This window comes from Vibrio sp. sp1 (genome assembly GCF_016920955.1).
GTDB lineage: Bacteria > Pseudomonadota > Gammaproteobacteria > Enterobacterales > Vibrionaceae > Vibrio > Vibrio alginolyticus.
In genome coordinates this window covers 1,917,511-1,937,872 of record NZ_CP060589.1, presented here as the reverse complement: position 1 = coordinate 1,937,872, position 20,362 = coordinate 1,917,511, and the positions used below count along the sequence as shown (strand labels likewise).

Annotated in this window: 16 protein-coding genes; 1 reads left to right on the top strand and 15 read right to left on the bottom strand. The window is 45.5% G+C overall.

Annotated elements, in window-relative coordinates; genetic code table 11:
- Positions 1 to 10: 10 nt before the first annotated feature.
- From carA to secA, 4 genes are all read right to left on the bottom strand, one after another.
- The gene (gene carA / locus H9L11_RS09165; protein ID WP_017821483.1) at positions 11 to 1,150 is read right to left on the bottom strand and encodes a glutamine-hydrolyzing carbamoyl-phosphate synthase small subunit; all 1,140 of its coding nucleotides are present in this window, start codon (positions 1,148 to 1,150) and stop codon (positions 11 to 13) included.
- A gap of 481 nt (positions 1,151 to 1,631) precedes the next feature.
- Positions 1,632 to 2,441, bottom strand: coding sequence for a 4-hydroxy-tetrahydrodipicolinate reductase (gene dapB / locus H9L11_RS09160; RefSeq protein WP_005381860.1), 810 nt, complete (start codon positions 2,439 to 2,441; stop codon positions 1,632 to 1,634).
- Between the two features lie 110 nt (positions 2,442 to 2,551).
- Positions 2,552 to 2,950 carry an 8-oxo-dGTP diphosphatase MutT gene (gene mutT, locus H9L11_RS09155; RefSeq protein WP_005387387.1) on the bottom strand — a complete coding sequence of 133 codons (399 nt, stop codon included), beginning with the start codon at positions 2,948 to 2,950 and terminating at the stop codon, positions 2,552 to 2,554.
- Positions 2,951 to 3,105: 155 nt separating this feature from the next.
- Positions 3,106 to 5,835, bottom strand: a complete 2,730-nt coding sequence (gene secA / locus H9L11_RS09150; RefSeq protein WP_005387389.1) for a preprotein translocase subunit SecA — start codon at positions 5,833 to 5,835, stop codon at positions 3,106 to 3,108.
- A 407-nt stretch (positions 5,836 to 6,242) separates the two neighbouring features.
- Here secA and H9L11_RS09145 point away from each other — a divergent pair, with 407 nt between their 5' ends.
- Positions 6,243 to 6,701, top strand: coding sequence for a DciA family protein (locus tag H9L11_RS09145; RefSeq protein ID WP_137281709.1), 459 nt, complete (start codon positions 6,243 to 6,245; stop codon positions 6,699 to 6,701).
- Between the two features lie 113 nt (positions 6,702 to 6,814).
- Here the strand turns inward: H9L11_RS09145 and lpxC are convergent, their stop codons facing one another.
- The 11 genes from lpxC to murE form a co-directional block, all read right to left on the bottom strand.
- Positions 6,815 to 7,732, bottom strand: coding sequence for a UDP-3-O-acyl-N-acetylglucosamine deacetylase (lpxC, locus tag H9L11_RS09140; protein WP_005381871.1), 918 nt, complete (start codon positions 7,730 to 7,732; stop codon positions 6,815 to 6,817).
- 101 nt (positions 7,733 to 7,833) lie between these two features.
- A complete protein-coding gene (gene ftsZ, locus H9L11_RS09135) occupies positions 7,834 to 9,072 on the bottom strand; it encodes a cell division protein FtsZ (protein WP_205390711.1) in 1,239 nt (412 codons plus the stop codon).
- 30 nt (positions 9,073 to 9,102) lie between these two features.
- Complete coding sequence (gene ftsA / locus H9L11_RS09130; RefSeq protein ID WP_005372946.1) at positions 9,103 to 10,365, bottom strand: cell division protein FtsA; 1,263 nt, start codon at positions 10,363 to 10,365, stop codon at positions 9,103 to 9,105.
- A complete protein-coding gene (locus H9L11_RS09125) occupies positions 10,358 to 11,140 on the bottom strand; it encodes a cell division protein FtsQ/DivIB (protein WP_005387393.1) in 783 nt (260 codons plus the stop codon). Before H9L11_RS09125 ends, ftsA begins: the two co-directional genes overlap by 8 nt.
- A 192-nt stretch (positions 11,141 to 11,332) precedes the next feature.
- Positions 11,333 to 12,790, bottom strand: a complete 1,458-nt coding sequence (gene murC, locus H9L11_RS09120) for a UDP-N-acetylmuramate--L-alanine ligase (protein WP_054578502.1) — start codon at positions 12,788 to 12,790, stop codon at positions 11,333 to 11,335.
- 23 nt (positions 12,791 to 12,813) lie between these two features.
- Positions 12,814 to 13,881, bottom strand: a complete 1,068-nt coding sequence (gene murG, locus H9L11_RS09115) for an undecaprenyldiphospho-muramoylpentapeptide beta-N-acetylglucosaminyltransferase (RefSeq protein WP_054578501.1) — start codon at positions 13,879 to 13,881, stop codon at positions 12,814 to 12,816.
- Positions 13,868 to 15,064 (bottom strand): cell division protein FtsW, encoded by a 1,197-nt coding sequence (ftsW, locus tag H9L11_RS09110; RefSeq protein WP_005372933.1) that lies wholly within the window; start codon positions 15,062 to 15,064, stop codon positions 13,868 to 13,870. The genes murG and ftsW overlap by 14 nt, the downstream gene beginning before the upstream one ends.
- 18 nt (positions 15,065 to 15,082) lie before the next feature.
- Positions 15,083 to 16,396 carry a UDP-N-acetylmuramoyl-L-alanine--D-glutamate ligase gene (gene murD / locus H9L11_RS09105; protein WP_053306876.1) on the bottom strand — a complete coding sequence of 438 codons (1,314 nt, stop codon included), beginning with the start codon at positions 16,394 to 16,396 and terminating at the stop codon, positions 15,083 to 15,085.
- A gap of 39 nt (positions 16,397 to 16,435) precedes the next feature.
- Positions 16,436 to 17,518 (bottom strand): phospho-N-acetylmuramoyl-pentapeptide-transferase, encoded by a 1,083-nt coding sequence (gene mraY / locus H9L11_RS09100; protein WP_005372931.1) that lies wholly within the window; start codon positions 17,516 to 17,518, stop codon positions 16,436 to 16,438.
- The gene (gene murF / locus H9L11_RS09095; RefSeq protein WP_005372928.1) at positions 17,518 to 18,882 is read right to left on the bottom strand and encodes a UDP-N-acetylmuramoyl-tripeptide--D-alanyl-D-alanine ligase; all 1,365 of its coding nucleotides are present in this window, start codon (positions 18,880 to 18,882) and stop codon (positions 17,518 to 17,520) included. The genes mraY and murF overlap by 1 nt, the downstream gene beginning before the upstream one ends.
- The gene (gene murE / locus H9L11_RS09090; RefSeq protein WP_054578500.1) at positions 18,879 to 20,360 is read right to left on the bottom strand and encodes a UDP-N-acetylmuramoyl-L-alanyl-D-glutamate--2,6-diaminopimelate ligase; all 1,482 of its coding nucleotides are present in this window, start codon (positions 20,358 to 20,360) and stop codon (positions 18,879 to 18,881) included. Before murE ends, murF begins: the two co-directional genes overlap by 4 nt.
- Positions 20,361 to 20,362: the final 2 nt, after the last annotated feature.

Sequence of the window (20,362 nt, the reverse complement as noted above, 5' to 3'; positions counted from 1 at the left end):
CTACTCCGAATTAAGCGCTGTGTTTTTTGATTAGTTCGATAAAGTGGTCAAATAGCGGTGCCGCGTCATGTGGACCAGGGCTCGCTTCTGGGTGACCTTGGAAGCTAAATGCTGGCTTGTCTGTGCGGTGGATACCTTGCAAAGAGCCATCAAATAGCGATACGTGAGTAGCACGTAAGTTTTCCGGTAATGTTGCTTCATCTGCCGCAAAGCCGTGGTTTTGCGAGGTAATCATCACAACGTTACGCTCTAAATCTTTTACTGGGTGGTTTGCACCGTGGTGACCAAACTTCATTTTCACCGTTTGCGCACCTGATGCTAGCGCCAGAATTTGGTGACCTAGACAAATACCAAAAATTGGCAGGCCTTTTTCTAGGAACACTTTGGTTGCTTCAATCGCGTAAGTACATGGTTCTGGGTCACCAGGGCCGTTTGATAAGAATACGCCATCTGGATTTAGTGCCAGAACTTCTTCCGCTGACGTTTCTGCAGGTACAACCGTTAAGCGGCAGCCACGGTCAACCAACATTCGTAAGATGTTGCGTTTTGCGCCGAAGTCGTAAGCGACAACGTGGTATGGCAGCTCGCTGTCATCTTTCGCCTCTGGAAGTCCACCTTCAAGCGTCCACGAACCTTGCTTCCATTGATACGCTTCTTTTGTTGTAACTTCTTTCGCAAGGTCCATTCCTTTTAAGCCTGGGAATTCTTTTGCTTTCGCTAGTGCCAAAGCTTCGTCTAGGTTGTTGCCCGCAACAATACAGCCGTTTTGAGCACCTTTTTCACGCAGGATACGAGTGAGCTTACGAGTATCGATATCAGCGATGCCAACGATATTTTGAGACTTAAGATAATCAGAGAGGGATTGTTCGTTACGGAAGTTAGAAGCGATTAGAGGAAGATCGCGAATCACAAGGCCTTGTGCATGAATGGAAGAGGATTCTTCATCTTCGGAAGTGGTTCCGGTATTGCCAATGTGAGGATAAGTGAGAGTGACGATTTGCTGAGAATAGGAAGGATCAGTGAGGATTTCTTGATACCCCGTCATCGAGGTATTAAAAACGACTTCACCAACGGAAAGACCATCTGCCCCTATGGACACTCCGCGGAACACTGTCCCATCTTCTAGGACCAACAGTGCTAATTTACCCAAGACAACCTCCAGAATAAAAATGCAAAAAAAATAAATCAAACTGCAAACATGCCTTCCTTTACCTATAAAATCTACATAAATAGGTATTTCAGACAAATTGGCGGTATTCTAAAGTTGGACTCGAAACCTGTCAACCTACAATCAAAAATAAATGATTAATTTCTAGCGAGTAAGGTCATTTTGAATCAGTAAGGCCCAAAAAGATAACTTTTACATGCTATTACATAGAGAGGCATAGAGGTTTAATGAATTTTACAAATTTGAACTTTTTAGAGATCACAAAAAAGTATGAATTTTTCACGCAAACGTTCACTCGACAAAAAAGACATTAGTTTTTAGACATCAAAACCCAAAACACCCACAAAACAACCAAAACAACGACAAAAGTAAGCACCAAAATACTTTCTGTTAGAATCATTTCATTTACAAATAATTCTATAGATATAAAAAAGCCGGCTACCGCCGGCGAATAATTATGTATTTAGAGTTCATTCAATCCCAAAACATCTGTCATGGTATAAAAGCCCGCTGGTTTGGCACTCAACCAAACAGCGGCCTTGACGGCGCCATTAGCAAACGTCATACGATCGGTCGCTTTGTGCGTTATCTCCACTCGTTCCCCGATATCAGCAAACATGGCTGTGTGCTCACCGACGATATCGCCAGCGCGAATTGTAGCAAAGCCGATCTCATCTTTAGTACGTTCACCTGTGATACCTTCTCGCGCATAGACAGCTACATCATTCAGCTTGTTGCCCATCGCACCAGCAATGGCTTCGCCCATCCCGATAGCGGTACCAGAAGGAGCATCAACTTTATGACGATGATGTGCTTCGACAATCTCAACATCACAGTAGTCGCCCATCACTTTGGCTGCTTTCTCAAGAAGCTTAAATACTAGGTTCACACCAACAGAGTAGTTAGGAGCCATGACAACAGGCACTTGCTTAGCGGCTTCGTCAATCAGTTCACGCTCTGCATCACTGAAACCAGTCGTCCCAATCACAATACTCTTTCCATGCTTCTTACACAGTTCAAGATTCGCCAACGTACTTACTGGGGCAGTAAAATCGATGATTACATCAAAATTATCGACGTCTTTAGCAAGATCATCCGTTAAGAACACATCGAATTTGCCTTCACCACAAAGTTCACCGATATCGACACCGACAAGTGAGGACTCAGGTCGTTCTGATCCCGCGCTCACTGTCGCCTCTGGGTTAAGGTGTGAAGCTTTAACCAAATTACGGCCCATTCGGCCTGCTGCTCCTGCGATTGCAATACGAACCATTGCGCTTTCTCTCCTTCTCTGGATAACGAGGTTTGCTCTCGTTCTCTCGTTTCGCTTAATCTGTTTAAACTAACAACATACCGTGGTTACCACAAGCAAGTTCATCAGGCTTAAGCGAACTCTTTTACGACACGCTCCAAGATAGGCACGTTCGCTTCAGGAAAGGCATAGTTACCCAATTCTCTTATCTCAACCCAGCGACCTTCTTGACCTTCTCGGCCGTAAGGCTCATTACTGAACTTAGATACCGTAATAAAATCAAACTTAAGTGATTTGTCTGGATAGTCATATTCCAAATGCTCGAAAAGGGCTTGCTCAGTAACTTCAATTCCTACCTCTTCTTCAAGTTCTCTTGCTAGAGCATGTTCAATACTTTCTCCTGACTCGACTTTCCCGCCGGGAAACTCCCAAAACCCGCCTTTATGCTTGTCGTCTGGACGCTTTGTAATAAAAATTTTTGATTTGTCTTGGTTAAAAATAATAGCCGCGACTATGTGAATTCTTTTCATAGGGGTTCCTAACTCTCAAGCCGTTACACTTCAACGGTCTTTGCATCTCTAAAACTATCCGATGCTATCAAAACTTATGAAATTCGACAGCCACAGAATTTGCTTAAAAAAAGAGCCGCCTAGGCGACTCTTTAAAACATTATCTGACTAATACGTTAGTCGATTTTGCCGTGGCACTGTTTATACTTCTTACCACTACCACAAGGGCAAGGCTCATTGCGACCTACTTTACGTTCATCACGTACCATTGGCTGACTTGAACCTTCTTCAGATTCTTCACCTTCAGAAAGAGGGTTTTGTGCTGCTGCGTGTTGCGCTTGAGCACGACGAGCGGCCTCTTCAGCTTGCGCACGACGTTGCTCTTCCATACGTTCAACTTCTTCTTGTTGCTGAACTCGAACGCGAGATAGAACAGTAATCACATCAGTTTTCAGCGCTTCTAGTAGACCTTCAAACAGTTCAAACGATTCACGCTTGTATTCCTGTTTCGGGTTCTTCTGCGCATAGCCGCGTAAGTGAATACCCTGACGCAAGTGATCCATTGCTGCCAAGTGCTCTTTCCAAAGCGTATCCAGAGTTTGAAGCATAACCGATTTCTCGAAGTTACGAAGTACTTGCGCACCCACCACTTCCTCTTTCTCTTTGTACACTTCAACGGCTAGATTGATGATCTTCTCGCGTAGCGCCTCTTCGTAAAGCTTATCGTCTTCTTCAAGCCATTGCTTCACTGGCGCATCAAGATCGAAGTCTGCTTTCAAGCGCTCTTGTAGACCTTCAACGTCCCACATATCTTCTAGTGATTGTGGCGGGATGTACTCATCAATAACCGCTGTTAGCACATCTTCACGGTTTTGCTCGATCATACCGCTGATGTCTTCAACGTTCATCAATTCGTCGCGCAGCTCGTAGACAACCTTACGCTGATCGTTCGCCACATCATCGTATTCTAGTAGCTGCTTACGGATATCAAAGTTACGGCCTTCCACTTTGCGCTGTGCTTTTTCAATTGAGCGAGAAAGCATTTTCGATTCAATAGCTTCACCTTCTTCCATACCACTTTGAATAAGGCTCGCCATACGATCAGAAGTGAAAATACGTAACAAAGAGTCTTCCATAGATAGGTAGAAGCGCGATGAACCCGCATCACCTTGACGACCAGAACGACCACGTAGCTGGTTATCAATACGGCGAGATTCGTGGCGCTCAGTACCAATGATGTGTAGACCACCAGCATCTAGTACTTGATCATGTACCACTTTCCACTCTGCTTTAATCGCATCGATTTGTTCTTGAGTTGGGTTCTCCAAAGCTTCCACTTTTGATTGCCAACTACCGCCAAGCACAATATCCGTACCACGACCGGCCATGTTGGTCGCGATAGTTACCGCACCCGGCATACCCGCTTCAGCAACAATTTCCGCTTCCTTCTCATGGAATTTCGCATTCAATACGTTGTGTTTGATCTTCGCTTTCTTCAAGGCGTTGGAGAGTAGTTCTGATTTTTCAATCGATACGGTACCAACCAATGTTGGCTGACCTTTCGCAACGCGCTCTTTGATATCTTCAATGATTGCAGCAAACTTCTCAGCTTCGGTGCGATACACCACATCCGGCATATCGTTACGAATCATAGGTTTGTTGGTTGGGATAACCACCGTTTCCAAGCCATAAATAGATTGGAACTCAAACGCCTCAGTATCCGCAGTACCTGTCATACCAGACAGTTTTTCGTATAAGCGGAAGTAGTTCTGGAAGGTAATCGAAGCCAAAGTTTGGTTTTCGTTTTGAATCTTAACGCCTTCTTTCGCTTCTACTGCTTGGTGAAGACCTTCAGACCAACGACGACCTGGCATTGTACGACCAGTATGTTCATCAACAATTACTACTTCACCTTCGTCAGTAACGATGTAATCAACGTTGCGCTCAAACAACACATGAGCACGCAAAGCGGCATTCACGTGATGTAACATGCTGATGTTAGTCGGAGAGTAAAGTGTGTCACCCTCTTCCATAAGACCATTTTTCACCAACAGTTCTTCAACGTACTCTTGGCCCGTTTCTGTGAGGTATACTTGCTTTGATTTCTCATCAACAGTGTAGTGACCATCACCACGATATTCTTCAGAGTCTTCTTTGTCTTGCTTTTTAAGATGCGGGATCAAAAGGTTGATTCGGGTGTATAGCTCAGAGCTATCTTCAGCAGGACCAGAAATGATTAAAGGGGTACGAGCTTCATCAATTAGGATTGAGTCCACCTCATCGACAACTGCAAAGAAGCGTTCACGTTGTACGCGATCTTCGCTACGGAAAGCCATATTGTCACGAAGGTAGTCAAAACCAAATTCATTGTTCGTTCCGTACAAGATGTCAGCTTGGTACGCTTCTTTTTTCTCTTGAGGAGGCATGTTTGGCACGTTTACGCCAACAGTCATACCTAAAAATTCAAATAGAGGGCGGTTTGTCTCTGCATCACGTTTAGCTAGATAATCGTTCACTGTTACAATATGAACGCCTTTACCAGCTAGGGCATTTAGGTAAGCAGGAAGCGTTGCCGTCAGCGTTTTACCTTCACCCGTACGCATTTCAGCGATTTGACCCGCATTTAGAACCATACCACCGATAAGCTGGACGTCGAAGTGGCGCATACCGTAGACACGCTTAGATGCTTCACGAACCGTAGCAAAAGCTTCTGGAAGTAGTTTATCAAGAGTTTCACCCTTCTCTAGGCGCTCACGGAATTCAACCGTCTTTGCTTTTAACTCTTCGTCACTTAGAGCCTCGAATGTTGGCTCATAGTTATTAATTTCTTTTACAATTTTTCTAAGGCGGCGCAGTGTTCGGTCGTTGCGACTGCCAATCACTTTTGTCAGTAGCTTAGTTATCATTTTTCGTGAATCTCTCTTTATTCAGACCGTTCCCGATCTACTCATAATGCCTTCAGTCTCTGCCAGTTTGGAACTAAGAATACTGAGATAAATCATTTATCAAAGATATTGAGTTCAAACATCCATATTTCAAGGCTAAGTTTTGAAACAATGTGGCTTAGTGTAAGGATTTTTAATCGATACAACCATAAATAGACGTATTTGTTTGAAGCACTCTGAAGTTTTTACTTAAAGTGGTGACTGATTAGCCGATATTGCATACCGCAATATGTGTAATCCATCCAGAGCAAACTTTGCTTTTTACCTTGCTACATTGTAAAACTGAAGCTAAAGACGTTAATGTAAACTATACCTTGATAGAAAGCTGCTCTAGAATAGCTATATCTCAACAAAATTAGATTTTACCTATGCGTGATCACCGTCCAACCTCGACTGAAGATGTTATTGCTGAGTCACAGTTCAAGCAGATTCAAGAACATGCTGGAGAAATCTTACAGCTTAACCAAGCTTTGCAAGAGGTCTTACCCACGGGGACGGCCGATCATTGCCGAGTAGCGAATGTTCGTAACGGCCATCTATTGATCGATGTCTCTAGTGCCGCGATCAAAATGAAGATCGATTACGATCGCCTCATGATCCTAAATAAACTTCGTACTCAAGGCTTTGCCAAGCTGATGAGCGTTGAAGTGAGGATCAATCCTTCACTATATCGAAACCGCTTTCAACAAGACGACAGACCTAAGCGTCCACCACTAACCCAATCTGCAGCAAAGTCATTAATGACGATTGCCGACATGGCGCCACCGAAAATTCAAGAGCGTTTAAAACGATTAGCCGATATGGCAGAAAAGGAAGATCGTAAGTGAACGTTATTTCAATATGCTGAAAGCTTGAATGTTATTGATAAATCCAGGATTAAAGCCAAATAGCAAAAAACCAGGCATAAGCCTGGTTTTTTATTAATTCTAATGCCAAGTATTTACGCAAGCACCATATTTGGTTCTGCGAATGCTACTGGTGAGCCGACTTCTTCTTCGAATGTAGTCCACTCCCACGCTTCCTGATCTGCAAGAACAGCACGTAACAGTTGGTTATTTAAACCGTGGCCAGATTTAAAGGCACGGAATTCACCAATGATTGGGTGGCCACACATGTAAAGGTCACCAATCGCATCCAACACTTTGTGAGTCACAAACTCATTTTCAAAGCGTAGACCTTCTTCATTAAGAATACGGTAATCATCCAAAACGATAGCATTGTCAAAACTACCACCCAAAACTAGGTTTTGAGATTGTAGATATTCGATATCACGCATAAAGCCAAACGTACGTGCTCGAGAAATCTCACGAACAAAGCCTTTTGACGAGAAATCAAACAGCAAACGTTGCTCGTCTGATTCAATCGCTGGGTGATTAAACTCAATTTCGAAGTCCATACGGAAGCCGTTAAATGGTACAAATTCTGCCCATTTATCACCATCTTCAAAACGAACTGGCTTTTTGATGCGGATGAAGCGTTTTGGCGCATTTTGCGTTTCGATACCTGCTTGTTGTAGCAAGTATACAAATGGGCTTGCACTACCATCCATGATCGGAATTTCAGGTGCGTCTACTTCGACAACAATGTTATCGATGCCCATACCAGCAAGTGCCGCATTCAAGTGCTCAACAGTTGAAATACGCACACCTTCATCGTTTACCAATGCAGTACAAAGCATGGTGTCACGAACCGAAGCTGGATCAGCTGGAAAATCTACAGGTGGATTTACATCTGTACGACGGTAAATGATACCTGTATTTGCAGCAGCCGGGCGCAGAGTAAGTGTGACTTTACGACCAGAGTGGAGACCCACACCAGTTGTTTTCACTATTTCTTTCAGAGTACGTTGTCTGATCATCTGCTTGCCTCTCAAAAATTTGCTACAAAACACGGCCGTCTGTAACGTCGACCGTGAATGCTACCATAATTTTGAGCCATGTCAAATTTATGGGTTAAAGATTAATCAGCCTGACGACGCAAAAATGCCGGTATATCTAAATAACCACTTTCCTTTTCTTGCTTTGGAGCCGCAGAACTTTGGCTCGACGAAGCTGGAGAAGAAGGAGCAGTGTTTGTCGGCTGAGGAGTTACCTGTGGCTTCTCTTGCGCTTGATTATTTTGCAAGGTCTGTGCCGGTTTTTCTTCAGCTTGCGTTGCCGCTGCTTGTTGCTGTGGTTGAGCTTGCGGCGTCGGTGCCACTTTCGCTTTACCACCCGCAACTAGCGTGATATCTGGCTTTTTCTCATTACCAATACCTGTCGCTACAACTGTTACGCGGATTTCGTCAGTCATATCAGGGTCTAGAGAAGTACCGATAACAACAGTCGCATTGTCAGAAGCGAATGCCTTCACTGTATTACCAACCGTCTCAAACTCGTCAAGACGCATATCCAGACCAGCAGTAATATTGACAAGAACACCACGAGCGCCCGCTAGATCGATGTCTTCCAGAAGTGGGCTAGAAATTGCCATTTCAGCCGCTTCTTCAGCACGGTCTTCACCTTTGGCGATGCCGCTACCCATCATTGCGTGACCCATTTCAGACATTACAGTTCTTACGTCCGCAAAGTCGACGTTGATCATGCCAGGGCGAGTAATTAGCTCAGCAATACCTTGAACGGCATTCTTAAGAACATCGTTAGCGCTTGCAAAAGCTTCTAGTAGTGTTACACCACGACCAAGTACTTTAAGTAGCTTTTCGTTTGGAATCGTGATCAAAGAGTCAACATGCTTAGAGAGCTCATCGATACCTTGCTCAGCAAATGCCAAACGCTTTTTACCTTCAAAACTAAACGGTTTAGTTACTACCGCTACTGTTAGAATGCCAAGCTCTTTAGCCACTTCAGCAATAACAGGCGCTGCACCAGTACCGGTACCGCCACCCATACCAGCTGCGATAAACACCATATCGGCGCCAGTCAGGGAATCTTTAATTCGATCTCTGTCTTCGAGAGCTGCGTCACGGCCAACCTGTGGATTAGCACCTGCACCCAGACCTTTAGTGATATCACCACCGATCTGAATAACATTGCCAACGCTTGTCTTACGAAGTGCTTGCGCATCAGTGTTGACGCTGATGAATTCCACACCTTCGATGGATTCACGCACCATGTGTTCAACGGCGTTACCACCGCCGCCACCAACCCCAACGACCTTGATTACTGCATCGTCAGACATTTCCATCATCGGTTCAAACATGTGTTGTCTCCGTTTATCCTGCAACTCAGGTTAAAACTCTTTTTGTATCCAGTTACGCAATTTATCGAAAAAGCCAGTTACAGATGAGCGTTTAGGTTCATTATAATCGCTATCGTCGCTAGACTGCATGTCTCTTGCGTAATGAAGTAATCCAACTGCCGTAGAATGGTACGGCTCTTTTACATAGTCAGTTAATCCGCTGACTTCGAGCGGTTTGCCGACCCTTACTTGATTGCGGAATACGCGTTCCGCACATTCTACCACTCCGTCCATTTGCGCAGCACCGCCGGTGAGTACAACTCCCGCAGCCAGATGGTGCTTGATACCCTCTTCGCGCAATTTTGCTTGTACAGAGTCGATAGTTTGGTTAACCAGTCCCATAAGCTCAGAGTAGCGTGGCTCAATCACTTCTGACAACGTTTGACGTTGCAGGCTACGTGATGGTCGTCCACCTACGCTTGGTACATTAACCGTGTCATCCTTACTGACCAGTTCACTCAAAGCACAGCCATATTTGACTTTTATTTCTTCAGCATCGCTCACTGGCGTGCCAAAAGCAAAAGCAATATCACTGGTTACAGCATTTCCTGCGTACGAAAATACTTCTGTGTGACGTAACGCACCGCCAGTCCAGATGGCCACATCCATCGTGCCGGCGCCAATATCAACCACACAAACTCCAAGCTCTCTTTCATCCTCAGTGATTACTGCATTACTAGCAGCAAGCCCAGAAAATACGAGTTGTTCTACTTTAAGGCCGCAGCGTTCTACCGCCTTAATAATGTTGCGTGCCATGTCATTATGGCATGAGATAAGGTGGACACTCACTTCCATTCTTACCCCAGATAAACCAAGCGGATTTTTGATTCCTTCTTGGTAATCAATGGTGAACTCTTGCGGGATCACATGAAGAATTCGCTGTTCATCACCGATTTTAATCGATTTTGCGGTATGGATAGCGCGATCCATGTCTTCTTGAGACACCTCTTCATCAGAAATCGTGCCCATACCTTTTTCAATTCGGCTTGCGATATGCTTACCAGACAACGAAATGAAGACTCGGCTGATCTGGCACTCTGCCATTAATTCAGCTTGATCAATTGCACGTTGTACTGATTTTACAACCGACTCCAAATCATTCACGCCACCTTTATCCATGCCGCGTGAGGGGCTACTACCTGCGCCAATAATATTAATTTGACCGTCTGGTAAAACCTCACCCACTAGAGCCGATACGGTTGCAGTGCCTATATCAAGACCAACAATAATGTTGTCATCAGCGGCCTTAGTCATCTGTACTCTCTTCTAACTCTTGTTCAGGAAACCAACCAACTGCGGCTCCTGTATCGTACCTAAGATCGATATAACTGATTCTTTGCGTGTCACTGCCAAGCTTATTATAGAGCTTAAAAAAGCGCTCTATACGCTCAAGAAGAGACTCTTTACCGAGCTCTAATCGAATACCGTTATCAAGGATGATTTGCCAAGCTCGTCGCTCGTTTAATACCAGAGACGATATCGCTAAACCCAATTGCTGAAACTTAGGACTCAAATCACGGTAAGTCTGTAAGACTTCCGGTCCGCTATCTTTGGGTCCGTACAGCTTCACTTTTTCTTCTTGCAACAGAGCAACATCTCCATCAAAAACGAACCCGTTTTTATCTAACAGTTCGTTGCCATTCCAAATGGCTTCTGGTTGATGCTCCGTCAAAAAAACTTTTACTGTATCCGGCCACTGCTTTCGGATTGCGGCATGCGCTACCCATGGCAGAGCTTCGACACTTTGCTGTAATACATCAATATCCTGAGACATAAATGTACCGATGTGATCAATTCGACTAAATGCAGCCTGCACATCGTCAGCTTGGACATACTCCAGTTTCCCCTGAAGTACTATTTTGGAGAGAGGTAACCTTTGGTCATCCCACATCCAACTGATCGCCGCGTACAAAACAGAACTAATTAAAGTCACAACCACAACGAAAAATAACGCACCCAAGATTTTTTCTTGGCGACCACGGTTGTTACCCGTGTTTGGTCGCTCGTCATTCAGTGCAATATTCAACAACGTCTTCGTTTCCTGACTTTTGTCGTGTACTTTTTACCCATATAATTACGCAGAGGTAAAAGTCTTGACTTTAACCTTGGGATTATACTGAGCTCTTGTAAACTATCAAACACTGATAGCAATAAATCACAATGATATTGACGCAAAATCGAGATCTGAGTCTTTATCTGTCCTTCGCGTCAACAATATGTGTCAGCCAAGCATCTTGTTTATATTCAATTTAAGACCTGCCAGCTGTTTCGCCACTTTACCAATATCACCCGCACCTTGCGTTAAGATTAGGTCGCCGTCTTGTATAACGTTAGCTAAAACTGAAGGTAATTGCTCGATTTCTGGAACAAAAATCGGATCTACCTTGCCTCGGCTGCGAATTGTGCGACATAAAGCGCGCCCATCAGCCCCTGCAATCGGCTTTTCACCCGCTGCGTAAACATCCAGCATGATCAATACATCTACCTGTTCAAGCACATTCGCGAAATCATCGTATAAATCACGAGTACGGCTATAACGGTGCGGTTGGAAAATCATCACCAAACGCTTGTCTTGCCAACCACTGCGTGCTGCATTAATGGTTACATCCACTTCTGTGGGATGATGGCCGTAATCATCAACAAGCATTGCATGGCCGTTGCCAGTATCAAACTCGCCAAGGTGATCAAAACGTCTTCCCGTACCTTGCGTACCAGCCATTGCCTTTAGGATCGCATCGTCTTCAATGTCATCTTCAGTAGCAACCGCAATCGCAGCAGACGCATTCAATGCATTGTGACGACCTGGAATATTCAGCGTGATATCTAAGTTAGCTCGCCCTTTACGTACTACCGTAAATTTGCCTTGCTGCCCCTCTTGACGATAATCTTCAATACGTACGTCGGCATCTTCAGAAAAACCGTAAGTTATCACTTGACGACTAATACGTGGGATTAACTCTCGAACCACAGGATCGTCAATGCAAACAATTGCTTGGCCGTAAAACGGTAGATTATGAAGGAAATCGATGAAGGTTTGCTTTAAGGTTTCAAAGTCACCACCATAGGTATCCATATGATCGGCTTCGATATTGGTAACAATGCTCACCATTGGTTGCAAGTGCAGGAATGACGCGTCACTTTCATCTGCCTCTGCAATTAGAATACGACTCGAGCCTAGACGCGCATTTGTACCTGCGCTTTTCACCAAACCGCCATTCACAAACGTTGGATCAAGACCGGCTTCAGAATAGATTTGAGTGACAAGAGCGGTCGTCGTGGTTTTACCGTGTGTACCCGCAACGGCAATACCGTGACGGAATCGCATCAATTCAGCCAACATCTCTGCACGGCGTACGATAGGGATGCGTAATTCACGTGCCGCCATCACTTCTGGGTTTTCTTCGTTGATCGCCGTTGACACAACAACCACACTGGCTTTTTCTACATTACTGGCTTGATGACCGATAAATACCGTCGCACCTTTTGATACCAAACGCTCTGTCACAGCGTTCTCTGATAGATCAGAACCTGTGATTTGGTAGCCTTCGTTCAACAGCACTTCTGCAATGCCGCTCATGCCCGCACCACCAATACCGATGAAGTGGATGGATTTCACGCGGCGCATCTCTGGCACCATTGCGCGAATCTGAACTAAGTCTTGTGTATGTTGGATTGTCATCAATTCTATTCTCAATAATTCGGTTAACGCTTTTCGGTCAAAGCGACAATGGCTTGTGCGACAACTCGGTCAGCATTCAATTTTGCAGCGCCACGCGCTTGCTCAGCCATTGTAAGTAAAGCTTGGCGATCCAATTGTTGGATCTGCTGAGTCAGAGACTCAACGGTTAAATCTGGTTGTTCAATCATTTTCGCCGCGCCGCAATCCACCAAGTGGTCTGCATTAAGTGCTTGCTGGCGGTCTTTGTGCATGAATGGAACAAAAATAGCGCCTACACCTGCCGCCGAGACTTCAGAAACGGTTAACGCTCCAGAGCGACAAACTAAAAGGTCAGCCCATGCGTAAGCTTCTGCAACGTCATCAATGAATTCCATTACTTCTGCATTTACCAGACCTTTAGCTTGGTATGCTGCATTCACTTCTTCGGCAGCACCTTTGCCCGCTTGATGACGAATACAGTAATCTTCGCCCAATTTCGACATCACGTCTGGCAGAGTTTGGTTAAGAATACGTGCGCCTTGGCTGCCACCCATCACCAAAATGCGAATTGGACCTTGGCGCTCTTGCATGCGCTCAGTTGGCGCTGCTAATTGAGTCACGTCTTCACGAACTGGGTTCCCAACCACTTCGGCATTTGGAAAAGCGCCTGGGAAAGCCTGAAAAACCTTCTTAGCGATTTTCGATAACCATTGGTTCGTTAAACCTGCTACTGCATTTTGTTCATGCAGAACAACAGGAATGCCACTCATCCAAGCGGCAATACCGCCCGGGCCGCTAACATAACCGCCCATACCAAGCACTGCGTCTGGCTGCCAGCGTTTCATGTGAGCACGAGCCTGCATAATGGCATTGATAATTTGAAATGGTGCTGCAAGAAGACGTTTAACGCCTTGACCTCGTAACCCTTTCACTTTGATAAAGTCGATTTCAATGCCATGTTTTGGCACCAAATCCGCTTCCATTCGATCCGCCGTACCTAACCAACGGATCTCCCAACCTTGCTCTTGAAGCTGTTTTGCTACCGCCAAACCTGGGAATACGTGACCGCCAGTACCACCAGCCATCACCATCAAACGTTTATTTTGTTTCATTAGCTTGTTGTTCTGATTGTTGTTGCTCGCGTTTCAAGCGGCATTCGTAATCGATACGCAGTAGTATGGACACTGCGACGGACATAATTATTAGACTAGAACCACCATAACTGATGAGTGGAAGTGTTAAACCTTTAGTTGGAACAATACCGGCGGCAGCTCCAACATTAACCAAGGTTTGAAACGCAAACCAAATACCAATTCCGAAAGCCAGATAACCTCCGAACATTTCGCCTTCTTCAAATGCACGCTTGCCGATGTAAACCGCTTTTAGCACCAAGCTAAAAATCAGCATTAAGACCAGCACTACGCCCACGAAACCAAGCTCTTCAGCAAGTACGGCAAACACAAAGTCGGTATGCGCTTCCGGTAGATATTCCAGTTTTTGAATTGAATTACCGAGACCTTGTCCGAACCATTCACCACGACCAAACGCCATCAAAGACTGAGTCAACTGATAGCCACTGCCAAATGGATCTTCCCACGGGTCAAGGAAGGAGGTTACTCGTCGCATACGGTATGGCTCGACGAGAATCAAACCTACTACAGCGCCGATACCTGCCACCATCAAGGCGAGAAACTGGGTTAGTTTTGCACCTGCGATAAAAAGCATGCCAAACAGCGTGACCAGCATCACGACCACCGTCCCCAAGTCTGGCTGACCAAGTAGTAATACTGCGAAGAAGGCAAACACCATGATTGGCTTCATAAAGCCACCAAAGAACGTTTGTCGTACTTCGTCTTGCTTTCGAACTAAGTAACCAGACATGAAGATAAACAGCGATAGCTTCGCGACTTCCGCTGGCTGAAGGTTAAACAGCCCGAGGGGAATCCAACGAGACGCACCATTAACCGACTTACCCGCCAAGAGCACGATGATCAACAGTGCGAAAGAAGCCCAAAGTAAGTAATGGCTCTTCTTAAACCACTCTTGCAAAGGCACTTGCAAAATAACAGCGGAGGTCCCTAACGCCAGCACGAGAAATGTCGCATGACGAAACATAAAGTGGAACGGCTGTTCCGTTAATCGAGAGCTGATTGGAAATGATGCAGAGGTTACCATGACCAAACCAGTCAACATCAAACCCAGTGCAATCCACACTAACTGACGATCAAACATCGCCTCTGGGGCTGGATGCTTGAGCCAATTGCCAATACTGCGTTTAACGTTACCTAAACCCACGAAGTGTGTAACCTTTAATTATGCATATTTCTGAGCAAGAGCAGCGAAAGCATCACCTCTTGCCATAAAGTTGTCGAATTGATCAAAGCTAGCACATGCAGGAGACAGCATCACCATATCACCTGGTTTTAACTGCGAAGATACTTGTTGAATCACATCTTCCATAGTGTCGAAACGTATTGCAGATTCATGCAGTGGCATAAATTCATCGCCATCAGCGCCAAAGCAACACAGTTGCAAGTTAAGCGTCGCGAAGATCGGTTTTAATGGCGAGAAGTCAGCACCTTTGCCAACACCACCAACGAGTAAGTAGAGCTTGCCTGTCGATTCCAAACCAGATAGCGCAGCCATAGTGCTGGCAATATTAGTTGCTTTAGAGTCATTCACCCATTTGACGCCTTGATTATCCGCAACCACCTGGCATCGGTGTGTCAGTCCTGTGTAATTTTTAAGTGCATTCAATGCTTTGTGATAGTTTACGTCCGCAGCTTTTAATAGCGCTAAAGCAACCAGAGCGTTAGATAAGTTGTGCTTACCAACCAACTTAAGCTCATCACTTGCGACAACTCGTTGACCGTGATCGAGCAGCCAAGTACGGTTGCCATCCACCTCGAGACCAAAGTCCTGATTGTCGCTGCCAAATGTCACCAATGGCATCTCTGCGTCTGGGAAGGTTTCTTGATCATCACGGTTCACGACTGCAAGAGCAGCATGGTTAAAAATACGCAACTTAGCTTGTCGATAGTCAGACATGCCTTGATAACGATCCATATGATCTTCAGAAAGATTCAGAAACGCAGCGGCTTTGAGCTTTAAGCTTGACGTCGTTTCTAACTGGAAGCTCGAGAGTTCGAGTACATATAGGTCTGCGTCTTGTTCTAACAAATCCAGTGCAGGCACACCGATGTTACCACCAACGCCAACATCCAAACCTGCAGCCTCAGCCATCACACCTGTGAGGTCGGTTACTGTGCTCTTACCGTTTGAGCCCGTAATCGCAATCACCGGTTTCTGCACCGCCCAAGCGAATAACTCGATATCACCTACTACGGCCGTACCTTTTGCTAATACGGCTTGGATCTCTGGTGTCGCTAGCGCAATACCAGGGTTGGTCACGATAAGATCCGCGTCAGAAAGCCAGTCTGTATTCCAACCACCACTATGCAGTTGAACACTTTCCGGCAAGCGCTCTGCACCTGGAGGGTTTACACGAGTATCAATGACTTTGACCACAAGTTGTGGCTGATTTTTTCTTAGGTGTTTAACGACAGAGAGCCCGGTAATACCGAGCCCTACGACGACAACACTATGTATGTTTTGCCAACGTTCCATATTTGATCACACTGTAAATCTTGTTCTTGGAAAGCGCGATTAACGCACTTTCAATGTCGCAAGACCAATCAGAACAAGAACCATAGAAATAATCCAGAAGCGCACGATTACGCGAGGTTCTGGCCAACCTTTCAATTCGTAGTGGTGGTGAATTGGTGCCATACGGAAAATGCGCTGACCACGTAATTTGTAAGAACCTACCTGCAGGATGACTGATAGCGTTTCCATTACAAATACGCCACCCATGATCACCAACACCAACTCTTGACGAACTAGAACAGCAATGGTGCCCAATGCACCGCCAAGCGCTAGTGAGCCCACATCGCCCATGAACACTTGTGCTGGGTACGTGTTAAACCACAAGAAACCAAGGCCTGCACCTACGATTGCTGTACATACGACAACTAACTCAGAAGCATGTGGTAAGTATGGTATATGAAGGTATTCAGAGAAGTTAACGTTACCGGTCGCCCATGCAATAACCGCGAAGCCTGCTGCAACAAGAACCGTTGGCATGATTGCCAAACCGTCTAGACCATCAGTCAGGTTAACCGCGTTACTTGTACCTACAATGACAAAGTAAGTCAGAATGATATACATCAAACCAAGCTGCGGCATGATGTCTTTAAAGAATGGCACCACTAGCTGAGTTGCTGCTGTGTCTTTACCGTAAGCATACAATGCGAAAGCGACGACAAACGCGATCAACGACTGCCAGAAGTACTTCCAACGCGCGATCAAGCCATCGGTATTTTTTCGCACCACTTTACGATAATCATCAACAAATCCGACCGCACCGTAGCCAAGTAAGACTGTCAGTACCGCCCATACGTAAGGGTTGGATAAGTCTGTCCATAGCAAAATCGTGATTGAGATGGCCGCTAAGATCATGATACCGCCCATTGTTGGGGTACCACGCTTACTAAAGTGAGATTCAGGACCTTCGTTACGCACTACCTGACCAATTTGCAGCATTTGCAAACGCTTGATCATGATTGGTCCCATCCATAATGACAGACCTAGAGCGGTTAATACGCTTAGGATTGCTCGAAAAGACAAGTATTCAAACAATCGGAAAAAAGACAGGTATGGCTGTAGCAGCTCGGCAAGCCAAATAATCATTAATAATACTCCTTCAAAGCAGCAGCGACTTCAAACATACGTGCACCGTTCGCTCCTTTCACCAATATCGTATGGTTTTCAGGAACGGCTTGGTCTAGATGCTGCTTGATGTATTCAATCATCTCTTGGTGCGTCTCAAAATGAATGCCTTGGCAAAGATCACTGATCACCTTGGCGTCTGCACCATATGTGAGAACATGTTCAAATTTTTGTGGGGCAGCATGTTCCCCGACTTGACGATGAAGTGCAAGACTTTCCTCGCCCAATTCCGCCATATTACCTAAAATCAGCCAGCGTTGACCTGGGAAAGCGGCCAATAAATCAACTGCCGCTTTCATGGCTGGCACGCTCGCGTTGTAGCTGTCGTCAATCAATTTTATCTTTTCGCTCAGCGCTTCAACCTCGACGCGACCTTTCACTTTGTTCAAATGTTTAAGGCCAGCGCGAACCTCTTCTAATGTGGCGCCCATTTGTAACGCAATAATAGAAGCAGCGATCGCATTCGCAACGTTGTGTTGACCTATAATACCCAGAGACAGTTCAATTTCTTGTGAGCTTGCTGCGATATGTAAGTCAAAGCTTGCTTCACCTGCGGCGTTCAATACGATGTTAGAAGCGAAGAAGTCTGCATCAGTATTACTTTGTGAAAAAGTAATGACTTTCTTATCTGCTAACACTTCATCCCACTTGGCTTCACCATTGCTGTCTAGGTTAACAATCGCAATACCACCAGCTGAAAGGCCTTGGTAGATTTCACCTTTGGCTTGTTTCACGCCATCGATAGAACCAAAGCCTTCAAGGTGAGCGGCGGCTACATTGTTCACTAACGCGATATCTGGTTTTACTAACTGAGTCGTGTAAGCAATTTCACCTATATGATTAGCACCAAGCTCAATCACGGCATAATCATCATCCTGCTGTGAGCGCAATAATGTCAACGGAACACCAATATCATTATTGAAGTTACCCGCCGTGAATAACACTTTGCCTTTCAATTGCAGGATACTCGCAACCATTTCTTTTACGGTCGTTTTACCGCAACTTCCGGTGATGGCAACGGTAGGTGTTTTGCATGCTTGATGCACCCAAGAAGCAAACTCACCCAATGCAAGTTTGGTATCCGACACCACAATTTGCGGCACATTCACATCTAAGCGTTTTTCTACGAGTAAAGCACCGGCACCTGCATCTACCGCTTGTTGGCAAAAGTTGTGCGCATCAAAGCGCTCCCCAACTAACGCGACGAATAAAGCCCCACGCTCAATCGTTCGTGTATCAGTAGAAACCGCGTCGATAAGTAGCTCGTCGCCGAATCGCTCACCACGAGTGATGTCTGCAATTTGAGATAACGTTACTTTGATCATGAGGTCAATCCTAAAAGTTGCATTGCGGACTCGCGGTCGGAGTAATGAATCGTTTCGCCATTACGAATCTGATAATCTTCATGACCCTTCCCAGCTAACAAGATAATGTCGTTTGGCGAAGCATTTTCAATGGCATAAGACAGTGCTTTGAAGCGGTCATGCTGAACAATCGCTTCAGCAGGTTTTGACAGCCCAGCTAACATGTCTTTCACAATCTGAACCGGGTCTTCGCTGCGTGGGTTATCGTCAGTCAACACCACTCTGTCGCCTAGACGCTCTGCAATTTCCGCCATCATTGGGCGCTTACCTGCATCGCGATCGCCACCGCAGCCAAAAATAGCCCACAGCTGGCCTTCACAATGAACTCGTAAAGCTTGCAGCGCTTTTTCTAAAGCATCAGGAGTATGGGCATAATCAACCACGACTTTGGCACGATCCTCAGTTTGGAATAACTCCATTCGGCCGAGTACAGGTTGCAGTTGACCTGCGGTTTCGAGTAACGCTTGTTTCTCTTTACCTAAGCTTAATAAGGTCGCAAAAGCGAGCATTAAGTTGGTTGCATTAAACTCACCAATCAATGGCGCGTGCAATTCACCTGAGCCAAATTTACCATCGAACTTAATAGTAATCCCTGACTCCGCGTAACTGACTTCCGTCGCCCAAATTGCGCTTTCAAATTCAGTGTTCGGTTTGAGCGAAACAGCGACCGCATTACTTAACTGCGACGCCCATTGATGACCTACTTCATCATCAACATTGATAATGGCACGTTCACATTGGTGTTGCGTGAACAACCCAAGCTTTGCATTGGCATACTCTTCCATCGTGCCATGGTAATCAAGATGGTCACGACTTAAGTTAGTAAACACGCCCGCCGCAAATGATAATGCTTTGACACGACCTTGCGTCAGGCCATGGGAAGATACTTCTAGCGCGGTGTATGTGGCTTGTTGATTTGCGAGAGAGGAGAGCGTTTTCTGAATTTCAACGGCATTCCCCGTTGTATTCGCAGCTTGTTGCAAGTTATTGAGGAAGCCATTTCCTGTTGTTCCCATTACCGCCGCTTTATGGTCAAGCAGTTCTAGCCATTGCGCTATTAACTGGGTAATGGTGGTTTTGCCGTTGGTGCCGGTGACACCAATCAAATCCATATCAGGGTAAGCATAAAGCTTTCCAGCAATTGCGGATAAACGTTGGTCCAACCTATCAATGTAAATGACGGGAACATCATCAATGATTTCCACCGTACCATGTGTTTTGACATCGCAGGCTTGCGCCAGGGCTGCATTTGCACCTTGCTCAATTGCAGAGGCAATGAATTTACGCCCATCCACAACATGGCCAATCACTGCTACAAACGTGGTTCCAGGTTGAACTCTTCGGCTGTCGAGCTCCAATTCAGAAACAAGAACGGACGATAAGCTAGGGCAATCCACCCAAGGGGAAAGCAGCACGTCCATACTGATGGCTTTAGTCATAT